This window comes from Streptomyces sp. NPDC058295 (assembly GCF_042880655.1).
In the GTDB taxonomy this organism is placed as follows: Bacteria; Actinomycetota; Actinomycetes; order Streptomycetales; family Streptomycetaceae; genus Streptomyces; species Streptomyces coriariae.
This window is the reverse complement of the sequence record NZ_JBHVYO010000001.1, coordinates 393,999-418,301: the sequence shown is the minus strand read 5'-3', so window position 1 is coordinate 418,301 and position 24,303 is coordinate 393,999. Positions and strand designations below refer to the sequence as shown.

Annotated in this window: 17 protein-coding genes and 1 tRNA gene; 8 read left to right on the top strand and 10 right to left on the bottom strand. The window is 71.3% G+C overall.

The annotated features are described in order from the left end of the window. Window positions 1-118 precede the first annotated feature (118 nt). The 6 genes from ACFVYS_RS01855 to ACFVYS_RS01830 all read left to right on the top strand — a co-directional run bounded on the left by ACFVYS_RS01855 (window position 119) and on the right by ACFVYS_RS01830 (window position 10,120). Entirely contained in the window at window positions 119-1,150 is a 1,032-nt protein-coding gene (locus tag ACFVYS_RS01855; protein WP_389497847.1) for a glutamate ABC transporter substrate-binding protein, read from the top strand. Between the two features lie 71 nt (window positions 1,151-1,221). After that, on the top strand, window positions 1,222-2,556 hold the full coding sequence (locus ACFVYS_RS01850) for a hypothetical protein (protein WP_389497845.1): 1,335 nt from the start codon (window positions 1,222-1,224) through the stop codon (window positions 2,554-2,556). A gap of 2 nt (window positions 2,557-2,558) precedes the next feature. Further along, window positions 2,559-5,285, top strand: a complete 2,727-nt coding sequence (locus tag ACFVYS_RS01845; protein WP_389497843.1) for a tetratricopeptide repeat protein — start codon at window positions 2,559-2,561, stop codon at window positions 5,283-5,285. 12 nt (window positions 5,286-5,297) lie between these two features. After that, window positions 5,298-6,863 carry a PP2C family serine/threonine-protein phosphatase gene (locus ACFVYS_RS01840; RefSeq protein ID WP_389498034.1) on the top strand — a complete coding sequence of 522 codons (1,566 nt, stop codon included), beginning with the start codon at window positions 5,298-5,300 and terminating at the stop codon, window positions 6,861-6,863. 179 nt (window positions 6,864-7,042) lie between these two features. After that, window positions 7,043-8,389 carry a VWA domain-containing protein gene (locus tag ACFVYS_RS01835; RefSeq protein WP_389497841.1) on the top strand — a complete coding sequence of 449 codons (1,347 nt, stop codon included), beginning with the start codon at window positions 7,043-7,045 and terminating at the stop codon, window positions 8,387-8,389. A gap of 60 nt (window positions 8,390-8,449) precedes the next feature. Continuing rightward, on the top strand, window positions 8,450-10,120 hold the full coding sequence (locus ACFVYS_RS01830; RefSeq protein ID WP_389497839.1) for an FHA domain-containing protein: 1,671 nt from the start codon (window positions 8,450-8,452) through the stop codon (window positions 10,118-10,120). Here ACFVYS_RS01830 and ACFVYS_RS01825 read toward each other — a convergent pair. After that, window positions 10,117-11,136: a methyltransferase domain-containing protein gene (locus ACFVYS_RS01825; protein ID WP_389497837.1), complete on the bottom strand. Its 1,020-nt coding sequence runs from the start codon at window positions 11,134-11,136 to the stop codon at window positions 10,117-10,119. The genes ACFVYS_RS01830 and ACFVYS_RS01825 overlap by 4 nt on opposite strands. 100 nt (window positions 11,137-11,236) lie before the next feature. Between ACFVYS_RS01825 and ACFVYS_RS01820 the strand changes: the two genes are divergently transcribed. Beyond that, window positions 11,237-11,650: a globin gene (locus ACFVYS_RS01820; protein WP_389497835.1), complete on the top strand. Its 414-nt coding sequence runs from the start codon at window positions 11,237-11,239 to the stop codon at window positions 11,648-11,650. A gap of 107 nt (window positions 11,651-11,757) precedes the next feature. Here ACFVYS_RS01820 and ACFVYS_RS01815 read toward each other — a convergent pair whose 3' ends face one another. The 7 genes from ACFVYS_RS01815 to ACFVYS_RS01785 all read right to left on the bottom strand — a co-directional run bounded on the left by ACFVYS_RS01815 (window position 11,758) and on the right by ACFVYS_RS01785 (window position 21,284). Next, window positions 11,758-12,438, bottom strand: a complete 681-nt coding sequence (locus ACFVYS_RS01815; RefSeq protein ID WP_389497833.1) for a hypothetical protein — start codon at window positions 12,436-12,438, stop codon at window positions 11,758-11,760. Then, a complete protein-coding gene (locus ACFVYS_RS01810; RefSeq protein WP_389497831.1) occupies window positions 12,435-12,845 on the bottom strand; it encodes an acyl-CoA thioesterase in 411 nt (136 codons plus the stop codon). Before ACFVYS_RS01810 ends, ACFVYS_RS01815 begins: the two co-directional genes overlap by 4 nt. Before the next feature lie 6 nt (window positions 12,846-12,851). Further along, on the bottom strand, window positions 12,852-14,516 hold the full coding sequence (ettA, locus tag ACFVYS_RS01805) for an energy-dependent translational throttle protein EttA (protein WP_389497829.1): 1,665 nt from the start codon (window positions 14,514-14,516) through the stop codon (window positions 12,852-12,854). A 328-nt stretch (window positions 14,517-14,844) separates the two neighbouring features. After that, complete coding sequence (locus tag ACFVYS_RS01800; protein ID WP_389497827.1) at window positions 14,845-16,263, bottom strand: TQXA domain-containing protein; 1,419 nt, start codon at window positions 16,261-16,263, stop codon at window positions 14,845-14,847. Window positions 16,264-16,606: 343 nt separating this feature from the next. Beyond that, a complete protein-coding gene (locus tag ACFVYS_RS01795) occupies window positions 16,607-17,095 on the bottom strand; it encodes a single-stranded DNA-binding protein (protein ID WP_389497825.1) in 489 nt (162 codons plus the stop codon). A gap of 394 nt (window positions 17,096-17,489) precedes the next feature. Then, complete coding sequence (locus tag ACFVYS_RS01790) at window positions 17,490-19,673, bottom strand: YfjP family GTPase (protein ID WP_389497823.1); 2,184 nt, start codon at window positions 19,671-19,673, stop codon at window positions 17,490-17,492. A 3-nt stretch (window positions 19,674-19,676) separates the two neighbouring features. Beyond that, complete coding sequence (locus ACFVYS_RS01785; protein ID WP_389497821.1) at window positions 19,677-21,284, bottom strand: dynamin family protein; 1,608 nt, start codon at window positions 21,282-21,284, stop codon at window positions 19,677-19,679. Window positions 21,285-21,605: 321 nt separating this feature from the next. Here ACFVYS_RS01785 and ACFVYS_RS01780 point away from each other — a divergent pair. Further along, window positions 21,606-21,678, top strand: a tRNA-Arg gene (locus ACFVYS_RS01780). A 302-nt stretch (window positions 21,679-21,980) separates the two neighbouring features. On the opposite strand, the gene ACFVYS_RS01775 is transcribed toward ACFVYS_RS01780, so the two are convergent. Both ACFVYS_RS01775 and ACFVYS_RS01770 read right to left on the bottom strand, forming a co-directional pair. Next, window positions 21,981-22,526, bottom strand: a complete 546-nt coding sequence (locus ACFVYS_RS01775) for a DUF5958 family protein (RefSeq protein WP_389497819.1) — start codon at window positions 22,524-22,526, stop codon at window positions 21,981-21,983. A 943-nt stretch (window positions 22,527-23,469) separates the two neighbouring features. Then, window positions 23,470-23,685 carry a hypothetical protein gene (locus tag ACFVYS_RS01770; protein ID WP_389497817.1) on the bottom strand — a complete coding sequence of 72 codons (216 nt, stop codon included), beginning with the start codon at window positions 23,683-23,685 and terminating at the stop codon, window positions 23,470-23,472. Window positions 23,686-24,303: the final 618 nt, after the last annotated feature.

Below are 24,303 nucleotides of genomic sequence, written 5' to 3'. Positions count from 1 at the left end.
GCGCGTGCCGGTGAACGGGCGCGGAGCGGTGAACAGGCGTCTGCCGGTGGGCAGGAGCGTGTCGGTGGGCGGGGACGAACCGGCGGACGGAGGCGTACCGGTGGAAGGGGGCGTGACGATGCGTGTGCGACGAGTGCGGGCCGGCCTGAAGGGCTGGGGCGGAGTGGGCGCGATGGCGGCCCTGTGCGCCCTCGCGCTGTCCTTCGTCCTGCTGCTGCCGTGGACGACCCGGTCGCCCGGCGACGGAAGCACCGGCCGGGCCGGCCAGGGCGTCGCCACGGGCACCCAGGCGGCCGACGCCGACTGCACCGACCCGGAGAAGCGGACGCCCACGCCGTCGAGCGCGGACGGTCCGACGATCGCCGCCATCAAGGCCCGGACGGGCGAGAAGCGCAAGCTGATCGTCGGCGTCGACCAGAACAGCTACCGCTGGGGCTACCGCGACCCCAACAACACGGGCGCGGAGCTGGAGGGCTTCGACATCGACCTGGTCCACCGGATCGCCCAGGACATCCTCGGCGACCCGAACGCGGTCCAGTTCAAGGCCATCCCGACCAACCAGCGCATCCCGGCCATCCAGGAGGGCCGGGTCGACATGGTCGTACGCACCATGACGATCTCCTGCACCCGCCTCGCCGATGTCGCGTTCTCCGCGCCCTACTTCAAGACGGGACAGCAGGTCCTCGCGCCCAAGTCCTCGACGATCAAGGGCTACGACGACACGCTGGCGAAGAACAAGGTCTGCACGGCGACCGGTTCGACGGCCAACACCAAGCTGGTCGACGACAAGAAGGCCGGGAAGATCGCCTCCAGCGTCGTGATCGCCACCCCCGTGCCCAACCAGCTCGACTGCCTGGTGCGGTTGCAGCTCGGCGAGGTCGACGCGGTCGTCACCGACGGCGCGCTCGCGGCCAGTCAGGCCGCCCAGGACCCCACGGTCGAACTGAAGGGCGCCCCCTTCACGACCGAGTACTACGGCGTGGCCATGAAGAAGAACGCGACGGATCTGGTACGCCGGGTCAACCAGATACTGGTGGAGTACCGCGCGAGCGGCTGGCAGGCCTCGTACGACAAGTGGCTGTCGGCGACACTGGGCAGTGACGCGACGAAGTCGAAGCCGCCCGCCCCCCAGTACCTGAGCACGAGCTGACGACCGGCGGGCGGGACGCGGGGCAGGCGGCGGACAGAGCCGAGAAGACCGACAGCAGCGAGAGGTGATCGATGGGCGTCACGGGACCCCCCGGGCCGGTGATGGACCGGGACGAGGTCGACCGTGCGCTGGCGCGGCTCGGCGCGGAGCACGAGGCGATCGAGACCTCGCTCCTCGCCCTCCAGGACCACGCGGGCCGCAGGCTCCTCGAAGGCGCCGAACTCACCGGTGTCACCAAGGAGCGCTGGGCGTCCGCCGAGGCGTCGATCACGCTGCTGTGGACGTACTTCGACGCGTACACGGACGCACTGCGCGGCGCCCGTGACATCCGTTCGCGCCGCCGCTGGTCCAGCCGCGAGGACCTGGCGGAGCTGACGGAGCTGCTGCGCGGCGAGTCGGTCACGGTGGCCGGCTCGGCCGCCGGTACGGCCGCCACCGCCAACGCGCCCACGCTGCACGGCGCCGGCCGGCTCAGCCACAGCTTCTCCCTCACCACCCTCGTCGACCGGATGAACGAGCTGTACGCGTCCTCGCTCGACATGGTCGTGACCGCCGACGCGGTGTGGTCGGCGCTGCCCGCCCGGATAGATTTACTGGCCGCGGAGCTCCAGCGCACCCGTCGGCTCGCCCACTCCGTCGGCGTCCGCCCGGGCGAGCACCCGGCGGGCGACGACCTGGAGCGCATCACCCACACCCTGACCTCCCTGCGCGAGCAGGTGGTGTCGGACCCGCTCGCCTTCTGGGTCCGCGCGCAGGGCAGTTCGGCGCCGGGCGGCGGCCGTCCGGACACCACGGTGTACGACCGTGAGGCCCGCGCCCTGGAGGACGTGCGCCGGGAGATCGACGCGGTACTGACGGTCCGCCAGGACGCCGAGCAGCGGCTGGTGAGGCTGCGGGACATCCTCAGCCGGGCCGACCGGACGCTCGCCGAGGCGCGTACCGCGCGCGGCGAGGTGCTCGCGAAGATCGCCGCGACGGAGGTGCCGGTGGTCAGCGGCCCGCCGACCGTGCTCCAGGAGCAGCTCGCGACGGCCGCCGAGTACCGCAGGCACGCCCAGTGGCACCGCCTGTCCCCGCTCCTGGAGTCCCTGGAGCAGAAGGCGGAGGACGAACTGCTGCGTGCCCGCGAGTCGTTGACCGCGGTCACCCAGCCACTGGCGGTCCGCGCGGAGCTGCGCGGCCGTCTCGACGCGTACAAGGCGAAGGTCGCCCGGCACGGGCTCGCCGAGGACCCGTTCCTCATCGAGCGCTACGACGCGGCGCGCCGCATGCTGTGGAGCGCGCCCTGTGATCTGCGCGTGGCCGGACAGGCCGTCCTGCGCTACCAGCAGGCGGCCGCCGAACTGCTCACGGCACCGCGCGTGCCGGAGCAGGGCGGCCTTGAGGACCGTAGGGGGGAGCAGTAGCCATGAGTCAGGCAGGGCAGGCGTGTCAGCGGCCGGGCTGCGAGGGGGCGTACGAGGATGTGGGCGGTGGCGAGCTGTACTGCGACACCTGCGGTCTGGCCCCGGTCGTCTCGTCGGGGAGTTCCCCCTCCGGGGGCGGTCTGATCGGCTCACCGCCGACCGGGGTGACCGGGGGCGGCAAGGGCTCGGCGGGCAGCGCCAGTTCACGTGCCAGCGGGCGCAGCGCCCGCAGCACCCGTACGTCGTCGCAGTCGTCGAAGTCGCGCCGCTCGGTGTCCGGGCGGCTGTCCCGGTCGCTGTCGGGCAAGTCGACGGGCCGCTCGGTGTCCGTGCGCAGCTCCGGCTCGACGGCCAACTCCTCCGGGCGGGCCCGGCTCGGCGCCGGACTGGTCACGGTGCCGCAGGTGCCGAGGCCCGACCCGCGCGGGATGGTGCAGGAGAATCCCGAGGTGCCGGAGCGCAAGCGGTTCTGCTCGCGCTCCGACTGCGGTGCCCCGGTGGGCCGTTCGCGGGGCGAGCGGGAGGGGCGCACAGAGGGCTTCTGCACCAAGTGCGGCCACCCGTACTCGTTCGTGCCGAAGCTGAAGGCCGGCGACGTCGTGCACGGCCAGTACGAGGTCGTGGGCGCTCTGGCGCACGGCGGGCTCGGCTGGGTCTACCTGGCGGTCGACCGCGCGGTCTCCGACCGGTGGGTGGTGCTCAAGGGCCTCCTGGACACCGGTGACCAGGACGCGATGGCCGCGGCCATCTCGGAGCGGCGCTTCCTCGCCGAGATCGAGCACGCCAACATCGTGCGGATCTACAACTTCGTCGAACACCTCGACCAGCGCACCAGCTCGCTCGACGGCTACATCGTCATGGAGTACGTCGGCGGCAAGTCCCTCAAGGAGATCGCCAACGACCGGCGCACCACGCAGGGCAAGCGGGATCCGCTGCCCGTGGAGCAGGCGTGCGCGTACGGCATCGAGGCGCTCGAGGCGCTCGGTCATCTGCACAGCCGCAACCTGCTGTACTGCGACTTCAAGGTCGACAACGCGATCCAGACCGAGGACCAGCTCAAGCTGATCGACATGGGCGCGGTCCGGCGCATGGACGACGAAGAGTCGGCCATCTACGGCACGGTCGGCTACCAGGGCCCGGAGGTCGCGGAGGTCGGTCCGTCGGTCGCCTCCGACCTGTACACGGTGGGGCGTACGCTCGCCGTCCTGACCTTCGACTTCCAGGGCTACACGACCGTCTTCGTCGACTCGCTGCCCGACCCCGACAACATCGAGGTCTTCCGCCAGTACGAGTCGTTCTACCGGCTGCTGGTCCGCGCCACCGACCCCGACCCGGCCCGCAGGTTCGCCTCCGCGCAGGAGATGGCGGAGCAGCTGACGGGTGTGCTGCGCGAGGTCGTCTCGCTGCAGAGCGGCCGGGCGCGGCCCGCGCTGTCGACCCTGTTCGGGCCGGAGGTCAAGGTCACGGACACGGAGCTGTTCCCGAAGCCGACCGGGGAGGTGTCCCGGCTGGGGGCGCGGGTCGCCGTCAAGTCGTCCCGTTTGTTCGGCGGTTCGGGCGCCGCGCCGGCCCTCACCCGCGGCCCGGGCAGCGGGACCGCGGCAGCCGGCGGCACCGCTCCGGCCCTGCCGGTCGCCGCCCCCGCCTTCGCCGGCGCCGCTCCCGCACTCGCCGGCGCCGCTCCCGCCTTCGTCGGCGGCTCGGGACTGCCGGGTTCCGGCGGTGTCGTGTCGCCCGGTGCCGGTAGCGCCGGCGCCGGAAGCACCGTCGCCCCGATCGCTGCCGCCCCCGGCCTCGTGAAGACCGTCCCCGCGCCCGCCGCCGCGCTCGCGCTGCCCGTTCCGCACGTCGACGCCACCGACCCCAACGCGGGTTTCCTGGCCGGCCTGCTGGCGTCCGCGCCGGCCGAGCTGATCACGGCTCTCGCGGCCGCGCCGGCCCCGTCGGTCGAGACCCGGCTGCGGCAGATCCGCGCCTGGCTGGAGAACGACGACCACCAGGCCGCCCTCATGTCCCTCCAGAAGCTGGAGGGCGAACGGCCCGACGACTGGCGGGTGGTCTGGTACCGGGGCGTCACCTCGCTGGTCACCGGCGACCACGAGGGCGCCGCGCTCGCCTTCGACGCCATCTACGACGCCTTCCCGGGCGAGCCGACGCCCAAGCTGGCGCTCGGTCTGTGCGCGGAGGTGCTGGGGCAGCTGGACAACGCCGCCGAGTACTACCGTCTGGTGTGGTCGACCGACCCGAGCTATGTGAGCTCCGCGTTCGGCCTGGCCCGCGTACAGCTCGCGGCCGGGGACCGCCGGAGCGCCGTACGGACGCTGGAGTCGGTGCCGGAGTCCTCCATCCACTACACGGCGGCCCGGGTGGCGGCCGTGCGGGCCCGGCTCCGGGAGCGGACCGCCCTTGCCTCCGACGTACCCTTCCTGGAGGACCTCACCGCCGCCGCGGCCCAGGTCGAGGCGCTGGACGCGTACGGTCTGGATCCGACGCGGCGCGAGCAGTTGTCCGCGGAAGTCCTCGGCTGTGCCCTCGACTGGATACTCTCCGGTGGCCAGGGCGCGGGCTCGACGGCCCCGGCGCTGCTCGGCAGTGAACTGGACGAGCGTGGGCTGCGCTTCGGCCTGGAGCGCTCGTACCGCACGCTGGCCCGGCTGGCGACCGGCGGCGAGGAAAGGATCGACCTGGTGGAACGTGCCAATCGTTACCGCCCCCGGACGTGGGTGTAGTTGATGTCCCAGATGCCCCGGCAGGCCGCCCTGCCGACGTGTCCGAGCTGCGCGGAGCCGCTCGACGCGGGTGACCGTTTCTGCGGCGCGTGCGGATACGACCTGTCCGCCGTACCGCCGCGCCCGGACGACCATCCGACCCTCACGATGAACGGCTCGGCCCAGCCGGCTCCCGCGCAAGCGGCGGCAGGTCCGACGGGCCCGACGGTGAGCGGTACGGCCGTGCCGGGTCCCGGCCCGATCGGCGCGCGGGTGAGCGGTGCCGGTTTCGCCGACACCGGTTTCAACGGTGTCGGCGCCGCGGCACTGCCGCCGCAGTCGGCCTCGGGAGGACCAGTGCCGCCGAATACCGGTGGGTCGGTGCCCTCGGGTTCCGGTGCACCGGTATCGCATGCGTCCGGAGCGTCGGCGCCGCACGGTCCCGGTGCGTCGGTCCCGCAGGGTCCCGGCGTGCCGTCGGGTCACGGAGCGCCGGTGCCGCCGGCCCCCGGAGCCCTGGTCCCGCCGGCTCCCCCCGCCTCCCCCGCTGCCGGGGACCCCGGTGTCACCGGAGACGCCGGTGTCTCCGGTGTCCGGTTCGACCGGCCCTCGGAGCCCGACGAGTACGCCCTTCAGGCGCCGGACCCCCGGGTGGCCGCCGAGGCCGCCGTGGTGGCCGAGACCGCCCAGGTGTGCGTGGCCTGCCGGGCGGGCCGGGTCGACGACGACGGGTACTGCGAGAACTGCGGGCACGCCCAGCCGCGCGAACGCGACCACATGGAGCTGGAGTCGGGGCCCCTGGCCGCCGTCAGCGACCGCGGCCTGCGCCACCACCGCAACGAGGACGCCTTCGGCCTCGGCCGCACCGCCCTGCCCGACGGCTCGCCCGCGCTCGTGGCGATCGTCTGCGACGGCGTGTCCTCCGCGACCCGCCCCGACGACGCCTCCCTCGCCGCGTCGAAGACGGCAAGGGAGTCGCTGCTCGCCGCCCTGCCGCAGGGCACTCACCCGCAGCAGGCCATGCACGAGGCGATCGTCGCCGCCTCGTACGCGGTCAACGCGCTGGCCGACGAACCGGCCACGGCCCGTGAGCACGCCCCGCACCAGAACGCCCCGGCCTGCACCCTCGTGGGGTCGATCGTCACACCCGGGCTGCTGGTCGTCGGCTGGGTCGGCGACAGCCGCGCCTACTGGGTCCCGGCGGACCGCAGTTCACCCCCGGCCCGGCTCACCGAGGACGACTCGTGGGCCGCGCAGATGGTCGCCGCGGGCCTGATGAGCGAGGCGGAGGCCTACGCCGACGAGCGCGCCCACGCGATCACCGGCTGGCTCGGCGCCGACGCCTACGAACTGGAGCCGCACACCGCCTCCTTCAAGCCGGACCGGCCCGGTGTGGTGGTGGTGTGCACGGACGGCCTGTGGAACTACGCGGAGGCGGCCGAGGACATGGCCGAGGTCCTCCCGCCGGACGCCTCCGCCCGGCCGCTGCACAGCGCACGCGTCCTGGTCGGGCACGCCTTGGACGGCGGGGGCCACGACAACGTAACAGTGGCCGTCGTGCCGTTCCCCGCCCCCGCGCAGGGGGCAGGATCGGCCTGAGGCCGCACACCGGAAAACACCGCAGAACACCGCAGAACACCGCAGAACACCGCAGAACACCGGAAAACACGGAGAAACACGGGAAGCACGGGGAAGCACGCGTACGGACCGGTGGGGACCGGTCCGTATTCAGACATCGCCCCGCGAGCGTGGGGTTTCCGAGGGGGATTTGAGTAGGCATGGCCAATTTCTCGAAGTCGAACGTGCCGCAGTTCTCGGTGGACGTCTACCAGAACGAGTACCTGCCGGAGGGCGGCCGCGAGGTCAACGCGATCGTCACGGTGACCGCCACCGGCGGCGGCACGGTGGGCAGCGCGGCAGCCGCGCCGCACCTGTACTCGCCGAGCCAGGGCCCGTCCGCAGCCGTGGCGATCATGGTGGACTGTTCCGGCTCGATGGACTACCCGCCGACCAAGATGCGCAACGCCCGAGACGCCACCGCCGCCGCCATCGACACCCTGCGCGACGGCGTGCACTTCTCGGTGATCGGCGGCACCCACGTCGCCAAGGAGGTCTATCCGGGCGGGGGCCGGCTCGCGATCGCCGACGCGAACACCCGCGAGCAGGCCAAGCAGGCGCTGCGCCGGCTGAGCGCGGGCGGCGGCACGGCGATCGGCACCTGGCTGCGGCTGGCCGACCGGCTGCTGTCGACGGCGGACGTCGCCATCCGGCACGGCATCCTGCTCACCGACGGCCGCAACGAGCACGAGTCACCGCAGGACCTCAAGGCCGCCCTCGACGACTGCGCCGGCCGTTTCACCTGTGACGCCCGCGGCGTGGGCACCGACTGGGAAGTGAAAGAAGTCACAGGGATCGCCTCCGCCCTGCTCGGCACCGCCGACATCGTCGCCGACCCGGCCGGCCTCGCCGCCGACTTCACGCAGATGATGGAGACGGCGATGGGCAAGGAGGTAGCGGACGTCGCGCTGCGCCTGTGGACCCCGGTCGGCACCGCCATCAAGTTCGTCAAGCAGGTCGCGCCGACGGTCGAGGAGCTGACCGAACGCCGTACGGAGGCGGGCCCGCGCGCGGGCGACTACCCCACCGGTTCCTGGGGCGACGAGTCCCGCGACTACCACGTGTGCGTCGAGGTCCCGGCCGCGAGCGTCGGCCAGGAGATGCTGGCCGCCCGGGTCTCCCTCGTCATCCCGCAGACGGACGGCACGGTCCAGAACCTCGGCGCGCAAGGTCTCGTGCGGGCCGTGTGGACCGATGACATGTCCGCCTCCACGTCGATCAACCCCCAGGTCGCGCACTACACAGGGCAGGCCGAACTGGCACAGGTCATCCAGCAAGGGCTCGACCTTCGCAAAGCGGGCGATATGGACGGAGCAACGGCCAAACTGGGCCGGGCCGTTCAGCTCGCGAGCGCCTCGGGGAACGGTGATACTGCGAAACTGCTTGCGAAGGTGGTGGACGTGGTCGACGCCACGACAGGTACTGTGCGACTGAAGGCGAAGGTCACGGACGCCGACGAGATGACGCTCGAGACCCGGTCCACAAAGACTGTTCGTGTAAAGAAGTGACCTGAACGCCTACCTGAACGCGCTTTGGCGACACCGAAGGAGAGAGGGGGACGCGCCGACATGCCGACCTGCCCGAACGGACACCAGTCGGGTTCCGACGACTGGTGCGAGGTCTGCGGTCACCGCATGGCCGGTGCCGTACCTCCGCCCCCTCCCCCACCGCCCCCGACCGCCGGCGGCTACGGTTTCCCGCCGCCCGGCCAGGGTCAGGGCGGCCAGCCCGGCGGACGGCACCTGTCCTCCGTACCGGGCCACGAGCCGGAGCTCTGCCCGCAGTGCCGTACGCCCCGTGAGGGCGGTGCGCCGTTCTGCGAGGAGTGCCGGTGGAACTTCCTGACCAACACGGCCACCTCGTACACCCCGGCCGCCCCACGCCCACCGGCGCAGGGCCCCGGCGGCCCGGGTCAGGGCGGTCCGGGTCAGGGCGGTCCGGGTCAGGGTGGTCCGGGCGGTCCCGGCGGGCGTTTCCAGCCGCCGCCGCCCTCCTACGGGGGCAGTGACTCGTTCGAGTACCAGAGCTCCCGCCCGTCCCAGATGAACCGTCCCGCCGAGCCGATCCCGCCGTTCGGCGGCGAGCCCTCGGGCCCGGGCGGTCAGGGCAGGCCCGGTGGCCAGGGTGGTCCGGGCGGTCCTGCCGGTGGTCCGCCTCCGGGCGCCTTCGGACGGGACCCCTCCGGCCAGGGCGGCGACCCCTTCGGGCGCGAGCCGTCCGGTCCCGGCGGCCGTCCTCCCGGCCCGCCCGGCGACCCCTTCGGGCGCGAGCCGTCGGGTCCGCCCTCGGACCCCTACCGACGTGAGCAGAGCGGCCAGGCCTCCGACCCCTTCGGGCGCGAGCCGGGCGGTCCCGGCGGCCGTCCTCCGGGTCCGCCCGGCCCCGGTGGCCCTTCCGCCTTCGGCGCCGACCCCTCGCGACCGGTTCCGCCGCCGCCCGGGCCCACGCCCACGGCCGGTCCCGGCATACCGGGCCAGGGCGGCTTCGGTGGCGGCCAGAACGACCCCAGGAACCAGAACGACCCCAGGAATCAGGGCGGCCCCGGGAACCAGGGCGGCCCCGGGGCTCCGCAGGCCTTCCAGCCGTCCGGCCCGACGGCCCCGTCCGGCTTCCCGCAGGAGACCGGACGTCCGCAGCAGCCCGGCGGCCGGCCCTTCGGCGGCGCCGACGACGACTGGGTGATCTCCCCGCCGTCGCACACCGGCCCCGGTCAGGGCGCGCCCGGTGGGCCCGGTGGCCCCGGCCCGGCTCAGGGCGGCGGTGGCTACGGCTACCCGCAGCCCGGCGCCACCCAGGCACCGCCCCCGCCCGGCCCCGGCTACCAGCAGCAGCCGGCGACCTGGTCGGTGACCATCGGCCCGGACCGCGCGTACTTCATGGCGATGATGCACCGCTCGGGCCCCGAGGCCGCGGGGCTCAACCTGCCCGCGTACTCGCCCGAGCAGCAGCGCACGCTCACCGGCAACCAGTTCACCATCGGCCGCCGCCGTCACTCCACCGGGGAGACCCCCGACCTGGACCTGTCGGTGCCGCCGGAGGACCCGGGCGTCTCGCACCAGCACGCGGTGCTGGTCCAGCAGCCGGACGGCAGCTGGGCCGTCGTCGACCAGAACTCGACGAACGGCACCACGGTCAACGGCTCGGAAGAACCGATCCAGCCGTTCGTCCCGGTGCCGCTCCAGGACGGCGACCAGGTGCACGTCGGCGCCTGGACGACGCTCACGATCCGCCGCGGCTAGGCCTCGACGAGGCTCGGACCCGATGTACCCGTCGAACCCGGCAGGGGCCACGCGTACGGCCCCTCCGGTTCGTCGAGCCACGCCCACGCGTGCTCGGCGCCGACCGTGATGCCGTACCGCTCCCGCCCCGGCATGCCCTCGCGCTCCCACAGGGCGGACGCCTCCTGCGGGTCGAGGGTGCCCCGGGTCAGGGCCAGCAGGAAGCGGAACGTGTCGCTCTCCCTGGCCCGGTGCGGCACTCCGGCGAGTGCCACCTGCTCCGGCTCGGGCCGCTCCGCCCCGCGCAACGGCACGAAGTAGGCCGGGGTCTCCAGGAAGTGGCCCTCGGCGTGTCCGGCGTCCCGCACGGTCAGCGCGATCAGCCCGGTGGCCAGCGGCGCCAGGATCAGGGCTCCGGGTGCGCACTGGGTGAGCCAGACCCGCGGGACCGATGCCAGCGTGCAGGTCGCGATGATCCGGTCGAAGGGGGCGCGTTCGGGCACTCCGCGCGCCCCGTCCCCGGTGACGACGGTCGGCCGGTACCCGGCGTCGTGGAGGTGCCGGCGGGCGGACTCGGTGATCTCCGGGTCCAGGTCGACGGTGGTGACGTTCCCGTCGCCGAGCCGGTACGACAGCAGCGCCGCGTTGTAGCCGGTGCCCGCGCCGATCTCCAGCACCCGGTCGCCGTCCTCGACCCGCAGCTCGGCCAGCATCAGCGCCATCAGCGAGGGCTGGCTGCTGGAGGAGAGCAGCACGCCGTCGCGCAGCCGGGTGGCCAGCGGGACGTCCTCGTAGGCGCCCCGCACCCAGCGCTCCCGGGTACGCGGGTCGGGGCTCCCGCCCCAGCGGCGTTCACAGCCGGCGAGACCGCCGACGTAGTAGTACGGCACGAAGAGGTGGCGCGGGACCGTCGCGAAGGCCTCCGCCCAGCGCGGATCGGCGGCGAAGGCCCCGCTCGCCTCGATCTCGCGCAGCAACATCGCCCGCGCCGATGCGGCGAGGTCTGTCAGCTCCTTGTCGAGTGCGTCCGCGCTCATGACTCCACTGTGCGGCGCGCGGCCCCGGGAAGCGAGCCGCTGGGAGGGACCGGAGGGGGCGGTCCTAAGCCTCAAGTCCTCCGTCTCCCGGTCTGAGACCATGGGAGACGTGAAAGAGATTCGGCGCGGCACGCTTCAGGAGCAGACCTTCTACGAGCAGGTCGGTGGGGAGGAGACCTTCCGCCGGCTGGTCCACCGTTTCTACGAGGGAGTCGCCGAGGACCCGATCCTGCGGCCCATGTACCCGGAGGAGGACCTGGGTCCGGCCGAGGAGCGTTTCGCGCTGTTCCTCATGCAGTACTGGGGCGGGCCGACGACCTACAGCGAGCACCGCGGCCACCCGCGCCTGCGCATGCGGCACGCCCCCTTCGTCGTGGACCGGGCCGCGCACGACGCCTGGCTGAAGCACATGCGGGTCGCCGTCGACGAACTCGGTCTGTCCGAGGAACACGAAGACACCCTGTGGAACTACCTGACGTACGCGGCGGCGTCGATGGTGAACACCCCGGAGTAGACCGCGACGGGGGACGCACCGAACCTATGACGGGGGACGGTCGAACCGGGGGCACGACGGGGGATCCGGCGCCGCGGACGGGGGCCTGGCGCCGCGGAGGGCGCGCGTCAACGCACGCTGACGTCGAGCATCCCCAGCCGCCCCGCCCGCCGTACGGCGATCGACCCGTACGGTGTGCGCAGCCGCAGCCACGCGCCGAGGGAGAGCAGTTTCAGCTCCTGCGAACCCGTGGAGGGCCGAAGGAATCCGAGCGACTGGGCCGCGTGCACGGCACGCACGGGAAGTCCGGTGTCCCCGACCGTCCGGGACCAGATCTCCCGCCCGATCCGGTCGAGTTCGGCCCGCGTCCGCAGCTCGGCCGTCAACTCCTCGGTGCGGGACCGGAATTCGGCGACGGCCGCACCGACCATCGCCTGCAGCGCGTCCGCGGCGGGCAGTCCCGCCTCGGGACGCCAGCCACCGCGCGGCGGCAGCACACCGGCCCACGGCGGCCCGGTGACGGCCGCGGGAACGCCGGCCGTCGCGGCACTCTCGTCGACGGATTCCAGCAGCTCCCCCGCCGACACCGTCACGTCCAACGTGACGTCTAGGCCGTTCTCGTACGGCTTGGCCAGCCGGACCGCGCGGATCGCGAGCACCTCGAAGGAGGGCGGCCGACCGAAGACGGCCAGCGCGGTGCCGGCCGCCTGGAGCCGGACCGCCGCTCCACGGTCGTAGTGGAGCAGCCGGGAGAGGAAGGCCGCGACATCCGCCGCCTCCCCCTCGTCGGCCAGGTGGAGCACCGTCATGCGGCGACGGCCTCCTCGTCGTCGTCCCGGTACTCGGCGAGGAAGTCACGCTCCTCGGCGGTGAGCCGGCGCGGCCGCTGCGCCTCGAAGTCGAACGGCACGATCACCGTGGAGGCGGTGACGTAGACCTGGTCGCCGTCCTTCACCTCGTAGGTGATGGTGAAGGACGCTGCCCTGATCTGGGTGATCCACAGTTCGATGTCGACCGGGGAGTGCCGGTGGACGAGCTGCCGCTTGTAGTCGATCTCGTGGCGGGCCACCACGGACCCCTGCTTGAAGTTTTTCTCCGGGCGGAACAGGAAGTCGATACGGGCTTCCTCCAGATAGCGGAGGAAGACCACGTTGTTGACGTGGCCGTACGCGTCCATGTCCGCCCAGCGCAGTGGGCAGCGGTAGATGTGCCGCAAGATCGATCAGCCCCGGGTCAGCTTCTTGTAGGTGGCGCGGTGCGGACGCGCGGCGTCCGCTCCCAGCCGCTCGATCTTGTTCTTCTCGTACGACTCGAAGTTGCCCTCGAACCAGAACCACTTGGACTCACCCTCGTAGGCGAGGATGTGCGTGGCGACCCGGTCGAGGAACCACCGGTCGTGGGAGACGACCACGGCCGCACCCGGGAACTCCAGCAGCGCGTTCTCCAGGGAGGACAGCGTCTCGACGTCGAGGTCGTTCGTCGGCTCGTCGAGGAGGAGCAGGTTGCCGCCCTGCTTGAGGGTGAGCGCGAGGTTGAGGCGATTGCGCTCACCACCGGAGAGCACACCGGCCGGCTTCTGCTGGTCCGGGCCCTTGAAGCCGAACGCGGAGACGTACGCGCGGGACGGCATCTCCACCTGCCCGACGTTGATGTAGTCGAGCTCGTCGGAGACCACGGCCCACAGCGACTTCTTCGGGTCGATGTTCTCGCGGCTCTGGTCGACGTACGAGATCTTGACGGTCTCGCCGACCTTGATGGAACCGGAGTCCGGCTCCTCGAGTCCCTGGATCATCTTGAAGAGCGTGGTCTTGCCGGCGCCGTTCGGGCCGATGATCCCGACGATGCCGTTGCGCGGCAGCGTGAAGCTGAGGTCGTCGATCAGCACCTTCTCGCCGAAGGCCTTGGAGAGGTTGTTGACCTCGACGACGATGGAGCCCAGACGCGGGCCCGGCGGGATCTGGATCTCCTCGAAGTCCAGCTTCCGCATCTTGTCGGCCTCGGCCGCCATCTCCTCGTACCGGGCGAGACGCGCCTTGGACTTGGCCTGACGCCCCTTGGCGTTGGACCGCACCCACTCGAGCTCTTCCTTCAGACGCTTCGCACGCTTGGCGTCCTTGGCGCCCTCGACCTTGAGGCGGCTCGCCTTGGTGTCGAGGTAGGTGGAGTAGTTGCCCTCGTAGGGGTGGGCGCGACCGCGGTCGAGCTCCAGGATCCACTCGGCGACGTTGTCGAGGAAGTACCGGTCGTGGGTGACGGCGACGACGGTGCCGGGGTACTTCGCGAGGTGCTGCTCCAGCCACTGCACGGACTCGGCGTCCAGGTGGTTGGTGGGCTCGTCGAGCAGCAGCAGGTCGGGCGCCTCGAGCAGCAGCTTGCACAGCGCGACACGGCGGCGCTCACCACCGGAGAGGTTGGTGACGGGCCAGTCGCCGGGCGGGCAGCCCAGGGCGTCCATGGCCTGCTCCAGCTGGGTGTCCAGGTCCCACGCGTTGGCGTGGTCCAGGTCCTCCTGGAGCTTGCCCATCTCGTCAAGGAGCGCGTCGGAGTAGTCGGTCGCCATCAGCTCGGCGACCTCGTTGAAGCGCTTGAGCTTGCCCATGACCTCGGCCGCGCCGTCCTGCACGTTCTCCAGAACGGTCTTGGACTCGTCGAGCGGCGGCTCCTGGAGCAGCATCCCGACGCTGTACCCGGGCGACAGGAACGCGTCACCGTTGGACGGCTGCTCGAGGCCCGCCATGATCTTCAGAACGGTGGACTTACCGGCACCGTTAGGCCCGACCACACCGATCTTCGCGCCGGGCAGGAAGCTCAGCGTTACGTCGTCAAGGATGACCTTGTCGCCGTGTGCCTTGCGCGTCTTGCGCATGGTGTAGATGTACTCAGCCAAGAGAAACCGTCCGGCAGCTTGAGATCTGGCAGTGGGCAGGTGGGCAGATACACCCCATCTTGCCTGAGGTCCAGCCCTGGGTGTTAACCCATTCGGCCGGGGGGCTGTGAGCTGGGCTTTCCCCACTGACGACGGCGACCCGCCCATCACTGACGGTCACCGTCGAGCGCCCCTAGGAATCCTGGGACGGCCCAGCGATGGCTCGGGACGACCGGGAGACGGTTCGGGCGTCCCGAGGACGGGCCCATGGACAGCCCAGGGACAGCCCAGGGCGGACCCTGGCGGCGATGTCCCTGCCGCGGCCGCTGTCCTCGCCCGCCGAGTCCGCTCAGTGACGGGTCTCGTTCTCCTTGCGGCCCACGAGCAGGAGGGCCGCTCCGCCGATGACCACCAGGCCGATGGCGGTGCCGGCGATCAGCGGGGTGGCGCTGGTACCGCCCGTCGCGGCGAGGTTGGTGTCGTCGGTGGTGGAGGTGCCGCCCACGGTGGCCGGGCTCGGTTCGCTGAGGGTCTGGGTGGTCAGGCCGGCGATCTCGTCGGCCTGGGTCTCGCAGTCCAGGACGCCGGTGAAGCGGCTGTCGACGCCCTGCGGGCCGTTGATCGTGAAGGCGTAGGCCTGGTCCTCCTGGAGCGGGATCGTCACCGTCCGGGACGCACCGGCCGGGATGCTGTACTCGGTCTCCATCAGATCGAAGGTGAAGACCTGGTCGCCCTGGTTGACGGCCGTGATGTCCACTCCGGTCTTCGCGCAGTTCTTCGCCGCGGACAGTGCCGGTATGGCGCCTTGCTCCGCCCAGGTCGCGCTCGCCGTCGCCGACACCGTCGACTCGCTGGAGCCGGCCAGGATCTGGGTCTGACTGCGGCTCTCGGAGGTGAAGGCACGGCCGACGGGGACGGTGGTCGAGGCCTGGACGGTCAGCTCGGCCGAGCCGTCGGCCGAATCGGCCGGCACGTCGAAGAACAGCTGGCTGCCGTCCGTCGCCGAGGTGACCACCTTGCCGTCCTTGCCGACGATCCGTACGCCGCTGGTGGCGGCGTCCAGCGGAGGCGTCACCGTCACGCCGCCCGCGTTGGTGTGCACGGTCACCGGGCCGAGGAGTTCGCCGGGGTGACCGGAGACGGCGGGCGCCTCGAGGGTGAGCGACGCCTCGGGCTCCGCTACGGTGCGGGCGGCCTTCTGGAGGTAGTCCGCGAGCCGCTCGGCCTGCGTGTCGACGGCGTCGACGTCCGCGCCGTCCGAGTAGCGCCAGATGGCCACCTGGGTGCCGGTGGCGGCGTCCTGTTCGGTGAGACCGCCGTCGATGCCGGCCTTGTCCGCGAGCGAGGCCAGGTCGTTCACCTGGGGGTAGGAGTGCTGAAGGATCCAACGGATGCGGCCCGCGTCCTTGTTGGCGCCCAGCGAGGTGCCGCTCCAGGGTGTCTCCTGGTACTTGGCGTCCTTCTGCGTGGGGTTGTAGAGGTCGACGCAGTAGGTCTGCAAGGTGCCGCCGCCCTCGACGGACATCTCGAACAGGCCGGCCGAGACCTCCTGGTCGCCGTCGTCGGCATGGATCACCGCGGCACCGTAGGTCTTGAGGCCGCCTATCGTCGCGGCGGCCCCGCCCTGACTCTGCGTCGCTTCGGCCGCGGCGGCCGCGCCCGCGCCCGCGATCGCGCCGACGGCGAGGAGGCCGGATGCCAACGCCGCCGCGGCGAGGCGGACCGCCCCTCGCCCGCGTGCGAGCGGCGCGGAGAACGAACAAATCACACAATTCCCCTTCGAGCAGGACCCGTTGATGTGGGGGGTACGGGTCCCACCAGCAGAATCAGAAGCCCCGTGAGCCACGTCCGGCATCCTAGAGACGTCGCGCAGCGCGCTTACCGGTCATCTCATCGGATCGCCGATCCGACTCGGAATCGTTATCCCCAAGATCGTCCAGAGGTCCGACTTATCGACAAATCCACTTGGTTGCTCGAAGCGCATGCGTCGATATGCCGCAGTTCGGTCGGCGTCGGCATGGTGCGGGGCGTTGACGGTCCGTCACCACTCCGTCGCATGACATCTGCTCCCCGCCCCCTCCCGCACCGCACCACACCGCCCCGTCCTCAGCTCACGTCACCGCCACCGGCTCGCGCCGCCGGCTCTGCGGGGTGTCGGGCTCCGGCTCGGCGGCGTCGGCGGCCGGTGTCTCCCAGTCGGGCTCGGGCCGTGCCGGTGCGCCGACGGCCATCGGCTCGGGTCGGCCCGACCTCCGGAAGGCGGAGGTGCCCCGCGAGATGTCGTGGCCGATCGCCACGGCGTCGATGTCCGCCGACGTCCGGCTCTGCTGTCCCTCGCGCGACTCCGTACGCACCCTCAGCCTGCCCTGCACCAGCACCGGGTCGCCGACGTTCAGCGAGGCCGCCGCGTTGGTGGCCAGTTGCCGATTGGCCCACACCGTGAAGAAGTTGGTGTGCCCGTCGGTCCAGGTGCCCTTCTCGCGGTCCCAGTAGCGCGAGGTCACCGCCAGCCGGAACCTCACCGACGCCCCCGCCGCCAGGTCCCGGTAGACCGGCTGCGTCGCCACGTTGCCGACCGTGCAGACCATCGTCTCGTTCATCGTGAACCCCTCCTCGCCGGACGGTCGCCCCGCCCGGATACACGTACGGGCCCGTCCCGCACGGCTGCGTCCGCCGTGACAGCCGTGGCCCTTTCACCGCGTACCGTCACCGCCTTCACGGCGACCGCATCCGTCGCGATCACCGCGAAGCCAGACTGCCTCCGTCGGACCGGGCCCGCCGAGCGCTGTGGACCACCCACCGCCTGTGGAAAACTCCACCACCCGGACGAGTGATCCACACGCCGCGCCCTGTGGATCACCCACTCGGATCACGCTCGTAAATCACCCCGTGTGGACCACTCCTCGCGGACCACTCCTCATGGACCACCCCTCGTGGACCACTCCTCGTGGACCACCCCTCATGGATCGCCCCTCGCGGATCGCCCACGGCACCTCACCGAGCGGCGGCCCCCACCCCCGTGACCCGCCCGTACTGCTCCCGGACCTCCCGGTACCGCAGCAGTTCCGCGGCGACGGGATCCAGTACACGGGCCCGGCCGCACCCGGCCGCCGCCTCCCGCAGTCGGCGCTCCGCGTCCTGCCCGTACCGCCGGGCCGGCCCCCGTGCCGCCAGTCGGCAGCTCCACTCGACGAGCGGGCCGCCGATGATGCCCGTCACCATCAGCAGCACCGGAACCCCGAGGTTCGGCGCCATCACCCCGACGATCTGTCCGAGCAGCCACAGCCCGCCGACCACCTGGAGCAGGGTCATGCCGGCCTGTGCCAGCACGGCCACCGGCCACCAGCCCGGCCGCGGCGGCCGCCCCTGCGGCAGCCCGGCCCGCACCGCCAGCTGGTCCAGCGCCTCGGGCAGCCCCTGGGCACCGCGTACGGCCGCCTCCCGCACGGCCTGCGCCCACGGCATGGGCAGCCCCGCCGAGGCCCGCTCGGACACCGTGCGCACCGCCTGCTCGACGCGTTGCCGTGCCGTGGCCTCCTCGTCGGCCTGGGCACGGACCGGCAGTCGTCCGGTGGGAGGGTCGCGCCGGTCCTGCTGCCACCGCCACAGCCGTAGCCACGGCGTCCCGCACGCCCGGCCCGCGTTGCGCAGCCAGGCGCGTTCGGCGGCCTCGCCGGCGGCGGTGGCGCCCACGGCGTCCGCCAGGCGGTCCGCGAACTCGTCCCGCGCCTCCTCGCTGAGCCCGATGCGCCGCCCGGTGGCGTAGACGGGCCGCAGCCGCCACGCGGCGGCGTCCACATCGGCGGCGATCCGCCGTGCCGCGGCGCCGCGCTCCGTGACGAACTGGCCGAGCACCTCGCGCAGTTCTCCGATGCCGTCGCCGGTGAGCGCGGACAGGGCGAGCACGGTGGCGCCCGGTTCGCCGTACTCGCCGAGGGCGACGCCGTCCTCGTCGAGCAGGCGTCGCAGGTCGTCCAGGACCAACTCGGCGGCCTCGCCGGGCAGCCGGTCGACCTGGTTGAGGACGATGAACATGATCTCCGCGTGGCCCGCCATGGGCCGCAGATAGCGCTCGTGGAGGATGGCGTCGGCGTACTTCTCGGGGTCGACGACCCAGATGACGGCGTCGACGAGCGCCAGAACGCGGTCGACCTGCTCGCGGTGCTGCACGGCCGCCGAGTCGTGGTCGGGCAGGTCGATCAGGACGAGCCCGCGCAGCTGCGCCTCGGCCTCCTGACTCTGCACCGGCCGCCTGCGCAGCCGGCCCGGGATGCCCAGCCGGTCGATGAGGGTCGACGCGCCGTCGCTCCAACTGCACGCGATGGGTGCGGAGGTGGTCGGCCGGCGTACGCCCGTCTCCGAGATGTTCACTCCGGCGAGGGCGTTGAACAGCTGCGACTTGCCACTCCCGGTGGCGCCCGCGATGGCGACGACGGTGTGCTGACCGGAGAGCCTGCGCCGGGCCGCCGCCTCGTCGAGCACCCGGCCGGCCTCGGCAAGGGTCCGGCTGTCGAGCCGGGCGCGGGAGAGTCCCACGAGCTCACGCAGCGCCTCGAGCCGGGACCGCAGGGGCGCGTCGTACGTGAGCGGGGTCGACGGCAGGGCGCTCCCGCCGCCACCGCCGACCCGGGTCTCCATGACGGCGGCCTGCTCTGCGGCGGTCGCCTCACTCACGCGGCGGGCGATGAGCCCGTCGTCCCAGCCTCCGGCGGGGTCCGTACCGGGTTCGACACCCGCTTCCGCACCCGCACCCGGGTTCGTACCGGGCTGCGAACGGGATTCCGAACGAGATTCCCTGCGGGAGGGCGCGTGGGGGGCGGTACGGGGGGCCGTGCGAGGGGCGGCGACGCCGTCGGCATCGGCCACGCGCGCGTGGACGTCCGTCTCCTGCGCACGGGGTCCCTTCGCGGAGCCCCTCACGGGCAACTTCGCGGGCCTCTCCTCCGTACCGCCGTCCTCCGCGCCCACGCGGTCCTGAACCCGCACCTGCGCCTGCTCCCCGGCTTCCGGGCTCTCCCCCGCTCCTCGGCTCCTGCTCTTGCCGTCCTTGCCGTCCGGGCTGTGGTGGCTGTGCTCGTGGTCACTGTCGGTCTGATCGTTGTCGGTCTGATCGTCGTTCGTCTGATCGTTGTCTGTGTGGTCGTTGTCCGTGTGGTCCTGGTCAGTGACGGCGGTCACCGGTCACCTCTCCTTCTGAAGTACGGACAGCGCGGCGATGAGTTCGGCCTGGGGTTCGGGGTGGACTTCGAGCCCGTCGAGGGGCGCGAGGCGCCGCTCGCGTTCGGTGTGCAGCACACGGTCGAGGTGTTCGGTGAGCAGCCGTCCGGCACGGTCGCGCAGCCGCAGCGCCCCGTGGGCGCCGATCCGTTCGGCGAGCCCCTCTCCGGCCGAACGCGCCCTGCGGCCGCCCAGCAGGGCGGTGGCGACGAGGGCGGCGACCGACTCGGGATCGGGTGCGACACCGCGTTCGAGGCCACGGACCTCGTCCTCGGCGTACTCCTCGAGCTCGCGCCGCCACCGTCGTACGGCCAGGCCGATCCGGTGCTCGGTGCTCTCCGGCGAGGCGTCCTGGTCCGTCAGCTCCGGTGCGTCCGAGGCCGGTTCGCGCCGCCAGGCGTCGTCGATCCGCTCGTCGGCGGCGGTGACGGCGCACAGCAGGAGGGCGCCGAGGCTCTCCACCAAGGCGTCGAGGAGTTCACCGGCGGTGCAGTCCAGTGGGAAGGCCCGCCAGCGCTTGAGCGCGTCGCCTGCGAGCACGGCACCGCTCTGCAGACGGCCCCGCACGCGCGTGTACTCGGTGTCGTACGCCGCGTCGACGGCCGATGTGAGGCGCAGCGCGGCGGCGTACTGCGAGGCGGCGGCGCCCGCCAGTTCGGGCAGCCGGGCCTTGAGGGAGTCGAGGACGCCCTGGGCCGTGCGGGCCAGGGCGTGGCGGCGGGAGCCGGGGTCCTGGACGTGGTGGACGAGCCAGTTCCGCAGCGGCGCCACGGCGGTGGCCGGGAGGAGCCCGCCGCCCCACGCGGACTCGGGCAGTTCGGGCACCGTGAAGCGCGGTACGTCGCCCAGCCCGGCCTTGGTGAGCAGCGCGCCGTACTGCCGGGACACCTCGGAGACGACCTGGTGGGGTACGCGGTCGAGGACCGTCACGAGCATGGCGTCGTACTCCTTGGCGGTGCGGAGCAGATGCCAGGGCACGGCGTCGGCGTATCGGGCGGCGGTCGTGACCATCACCCAGATGTCGGCGGCGCAGATCAGTTCGGCGGCGAGCACGCGGTTGTCGGCCACGAGCGAGTCGATGTCGGGCGCGTCCAGGAGGGCGAGGCCCGGCGGGAGGGTGTCGGCGGTCTCGATCCGCAACACGTGTCTGCCGTCCTCGCCGGGCAACAACAGGTCGTCCGCGGACTCCTGATGGGGCGCCCACACGCGCGTGAGCCGCGGCAGTACCCGCATGCCGCTGAACCAGTGATGGTCCTCCGGATGGCACACGAGCACCGGAGTCCGTGTCGTCGGCCGCAACACGCCCGCTTCACTGACCCGCTGGCCCACCAGGGAGTTGACGAGGGTCGACTTACCGGCGCCGGTGGAGCCGCCCACGACGACCAGCATCGGCGCGTCGGGCTGCTTGAGCCGGGGCACCAGATAGTCGTCGAGCTGGGCGAGCAGTTCGTCGCGGTTGGCACGCGCGCGTGGGGCCCCCGCCAGGGGAAGCGGGAAGCGTGCGGCGGCGACACGGTCGCGCAGGGCGGAAAGTGCGTCGAGCAGCTGAGGCCGTACGTCCAAGGTCACCACATGCGAAGAATGCCCAATTTTAGGGGATTTATGAAGCATATAGGCATGTCTGCGCGCCGATAGGACACAAGGGACGGAAGGTACGACTGGGACAGAGGCACAGCGCAGGCATAACGAGTGCACAACACCCGTGGCCCGGGACGCGAAAAGCGATGCACGATTCGCACCTGCCTGCGATTATCAGGACCGCTTCACCGAACCTCCACATTGAGCCACGGAGGCGAAGCAACCGGGACAAGGAACCGGGAGCCCTATCCTTGTCCCCGGCAACGTCACGGATCAGCCCACACCCGGGCAGCACGTACGAGGCCACCACACCCGGCCCCCGTAGCTCAGTGGATAGAGCAGGCGCCTTCTAAGCGCTTGGCCGCAGGTTCGAGTCCTGCCGGGGGCGCAAGTTCCCGCCCTCCCTTTGGGAGGGCTTTTTTGCTGGTCAGAGCATGTATGGCGCGACACGCCAAAGCCCCGGACACTCTCCCGATGATCATGGGGAGGGTCCGGGGCTGTCCGGCTGTAACCGGGTTTTCGCGGGTGGCTGTGTCGAATACGTGTCGAAGTTTTCGGCGAGAGGCCTCAGCCCGCGTCGGTCGGCTCGGGAAGATCCCCGGCGGCCTCCAGGCGCTTTTTCAAGTCAGGCAGCTGCCCTTCGACACACCGTGCGTAGGTAGCCAGCAGCACCGGCACACTGTTCCCGGCTCATTCGGCCACCTGGGCGGGTGGGATCCCGTCGTTGAGCCACTTCGTGAGGCGCGTGTGCCGGTTGTCGTACACCCGCTTCCCCGTGGGCGACTCGAAGACGTGCGGGGGCAGGACAGCCTTGCGAGCGCTGCGCCACGCCCGACGAATGACCGAACCCGTGAGGATGCCGCCCGCCTCCCCCTGGAACAGCAGATCACCGGGCTTGAGCTGTTCGTCCTCGATGTGCTGCCGCAGGATGCGCGACAGGGCGGGATGACCCGGCACGGTGCGCGTCTCGCCCTCGGCGCGGCCCTTCAGGTCACGTTCCTCGTGGATCTCCATTCCGAAGCGCCACTTCGTGAGCATCACCACCGGCGTGTGCGTAGGGCGGAGGCCGGAACGAGCGATGCTCTCCGGCACGTCCTCCTCGCAGGCGCGGGCCTGCCCACTGAACAGCACCAGTGCATGAAGGATTTTGCGCTGGTCATCCTCTGAGAGGCCCCCGAACCACTCGACGCCCTCGGCCACCGGTCTGAGGCCCTGGGCGAGTTCGTTCAGGATCACCTCGTGTGCGTACAACACAGACTTCCCCTGGTTCAGATCGACCGTACGCGCGCGGCCACCCATGAGCAGCACGGTTTCCCGACCGCGCCGCAGATTGATTGGGTGAGCGGCGAAGCTGTCAAGTCTGCCCCGGGCGGCTGACACCACCCCCTGACACCAACAGCCCCGGACGGCAGCGATCAGCGGCGAACCCCGGCGAACCATCAGCCGAGCACCACCGCCGGTTACCAACGTCGCCGACCCCCTGTGACCGACCTGATAAGGATGAGGCCAATTTGCAAACATCCATGGCCGGGGCGGACCACCACCATCAACTGATGGGGGGCGGTCCGTCGAATTTGGACCAACTGTCAGCGTCCCCGCCGATAGGCCAGAACGATCCCGACGACAGCCAACGCTGCAGCTACGACGACAAACCACGTCGGCATCAGCTCCAGCCCTTTGTAAGCAATAGGGACAGTCACAGGTATCGAACCTCCTTGAGTGGGACCAACCTCCGAATGCCCCTCACCAAGATCAAAATGCGCCACCCTGCAAAGCGGAATGAGTCCGCGGTACAGCAGCGAAGTACAGCAACCCCAGTAACCAGCACCGTCTGACGGCGTCTCTCCGAGGCCATGACGCGGCCGGTGCAACCGTTCGTGACTGATCTATACAGAGCTTCGGATCAGAAGGCATACCCTGCCAAGCGGTGAGGTCCTCCGGGATCGCCTCATCCCGCCCGGGGGAGTGAAGGTCCCCACCAGGTGCGTGTCTAACTGCGTGACGACGCCGACGAACAACAGCGGATGCGCACGGACGTCAGCGGACCATCGGCGCAGGTGAGAGACACACCAGCCCTAGGCACCGCCGCTGCCCAAGTTGCTTCGGGACGAAGAGGTCAACGAGGAGGTCCTGGGTTCTGACGGCGAGAAGAGGCCGGCTGTGTAGCTCCAGCAGCGCTTTACAGGCTGTGCCACCAGTCCAGTAGCTTGATCAACAGCCAGAACCCACCGAAAACCACAACCGCGTAGCCGATCCAAAAGAACGGTAGGTTGGCGCCGTTCATCTCCTCCAGTCGCTGCTTGTCGTACTCCGACAGCCGCAGCTGGGCAGGCTTCAGCGCCTCAAGTATCTCGTCCGCTTTCGGCCTGAGCGGGTCTTGCTGGTCGTCAGCCATGATGGCCCCTCCCCCACTTTGCTCGTTCATCATCGTGATTCAGCCGCTGCGAATACAGGCTTCTTCCCAAAGCGGCCGACGTTTGACTGTTGGGCACCACAGACAGCCGCACCAGAAGCGCACCAGATCGAGCGGGGAACAGCGGGGAAAGTGGCCCGGCCCGAAGCGGCCACCATCCGGTCATTCGCCCAGGTGAGCGGACCAATCAGCCCCGAGTGACCGCAGCTTCCCGAGCTGAGGGTGCGAGTTCGATTCTCGTCACCCGCTCCATGTGAACCCCCGGGTCGACAACCGGGGGTTCTTTGTCGTCTGGGGGCAGCGGCCGAGGCGCGCACTACATCCGCAGGATGTGACCGGTCTGGCTGCCCCTTGTGGCGCGCGTGGTCCAGCCCGAGGGCGATGAAGTTCTTCGTGGACGTGCACATCGACCAGAAGATCTTCCGTATATCCGGCAGGAGCATCCGCAGCGAGTAGCGGAGCTGCGCCGGCCGGGCCCAGGCGTGACGGTCCGCAAGCGCCGTGAGGGCATGGGGAGTTCGTGACAGCAGCCTACGTCTGTCCCGGCTACGCTCCTGCCTTGTCATGCCCGCCACCACTCGCGGGCAGACTCGAACAATT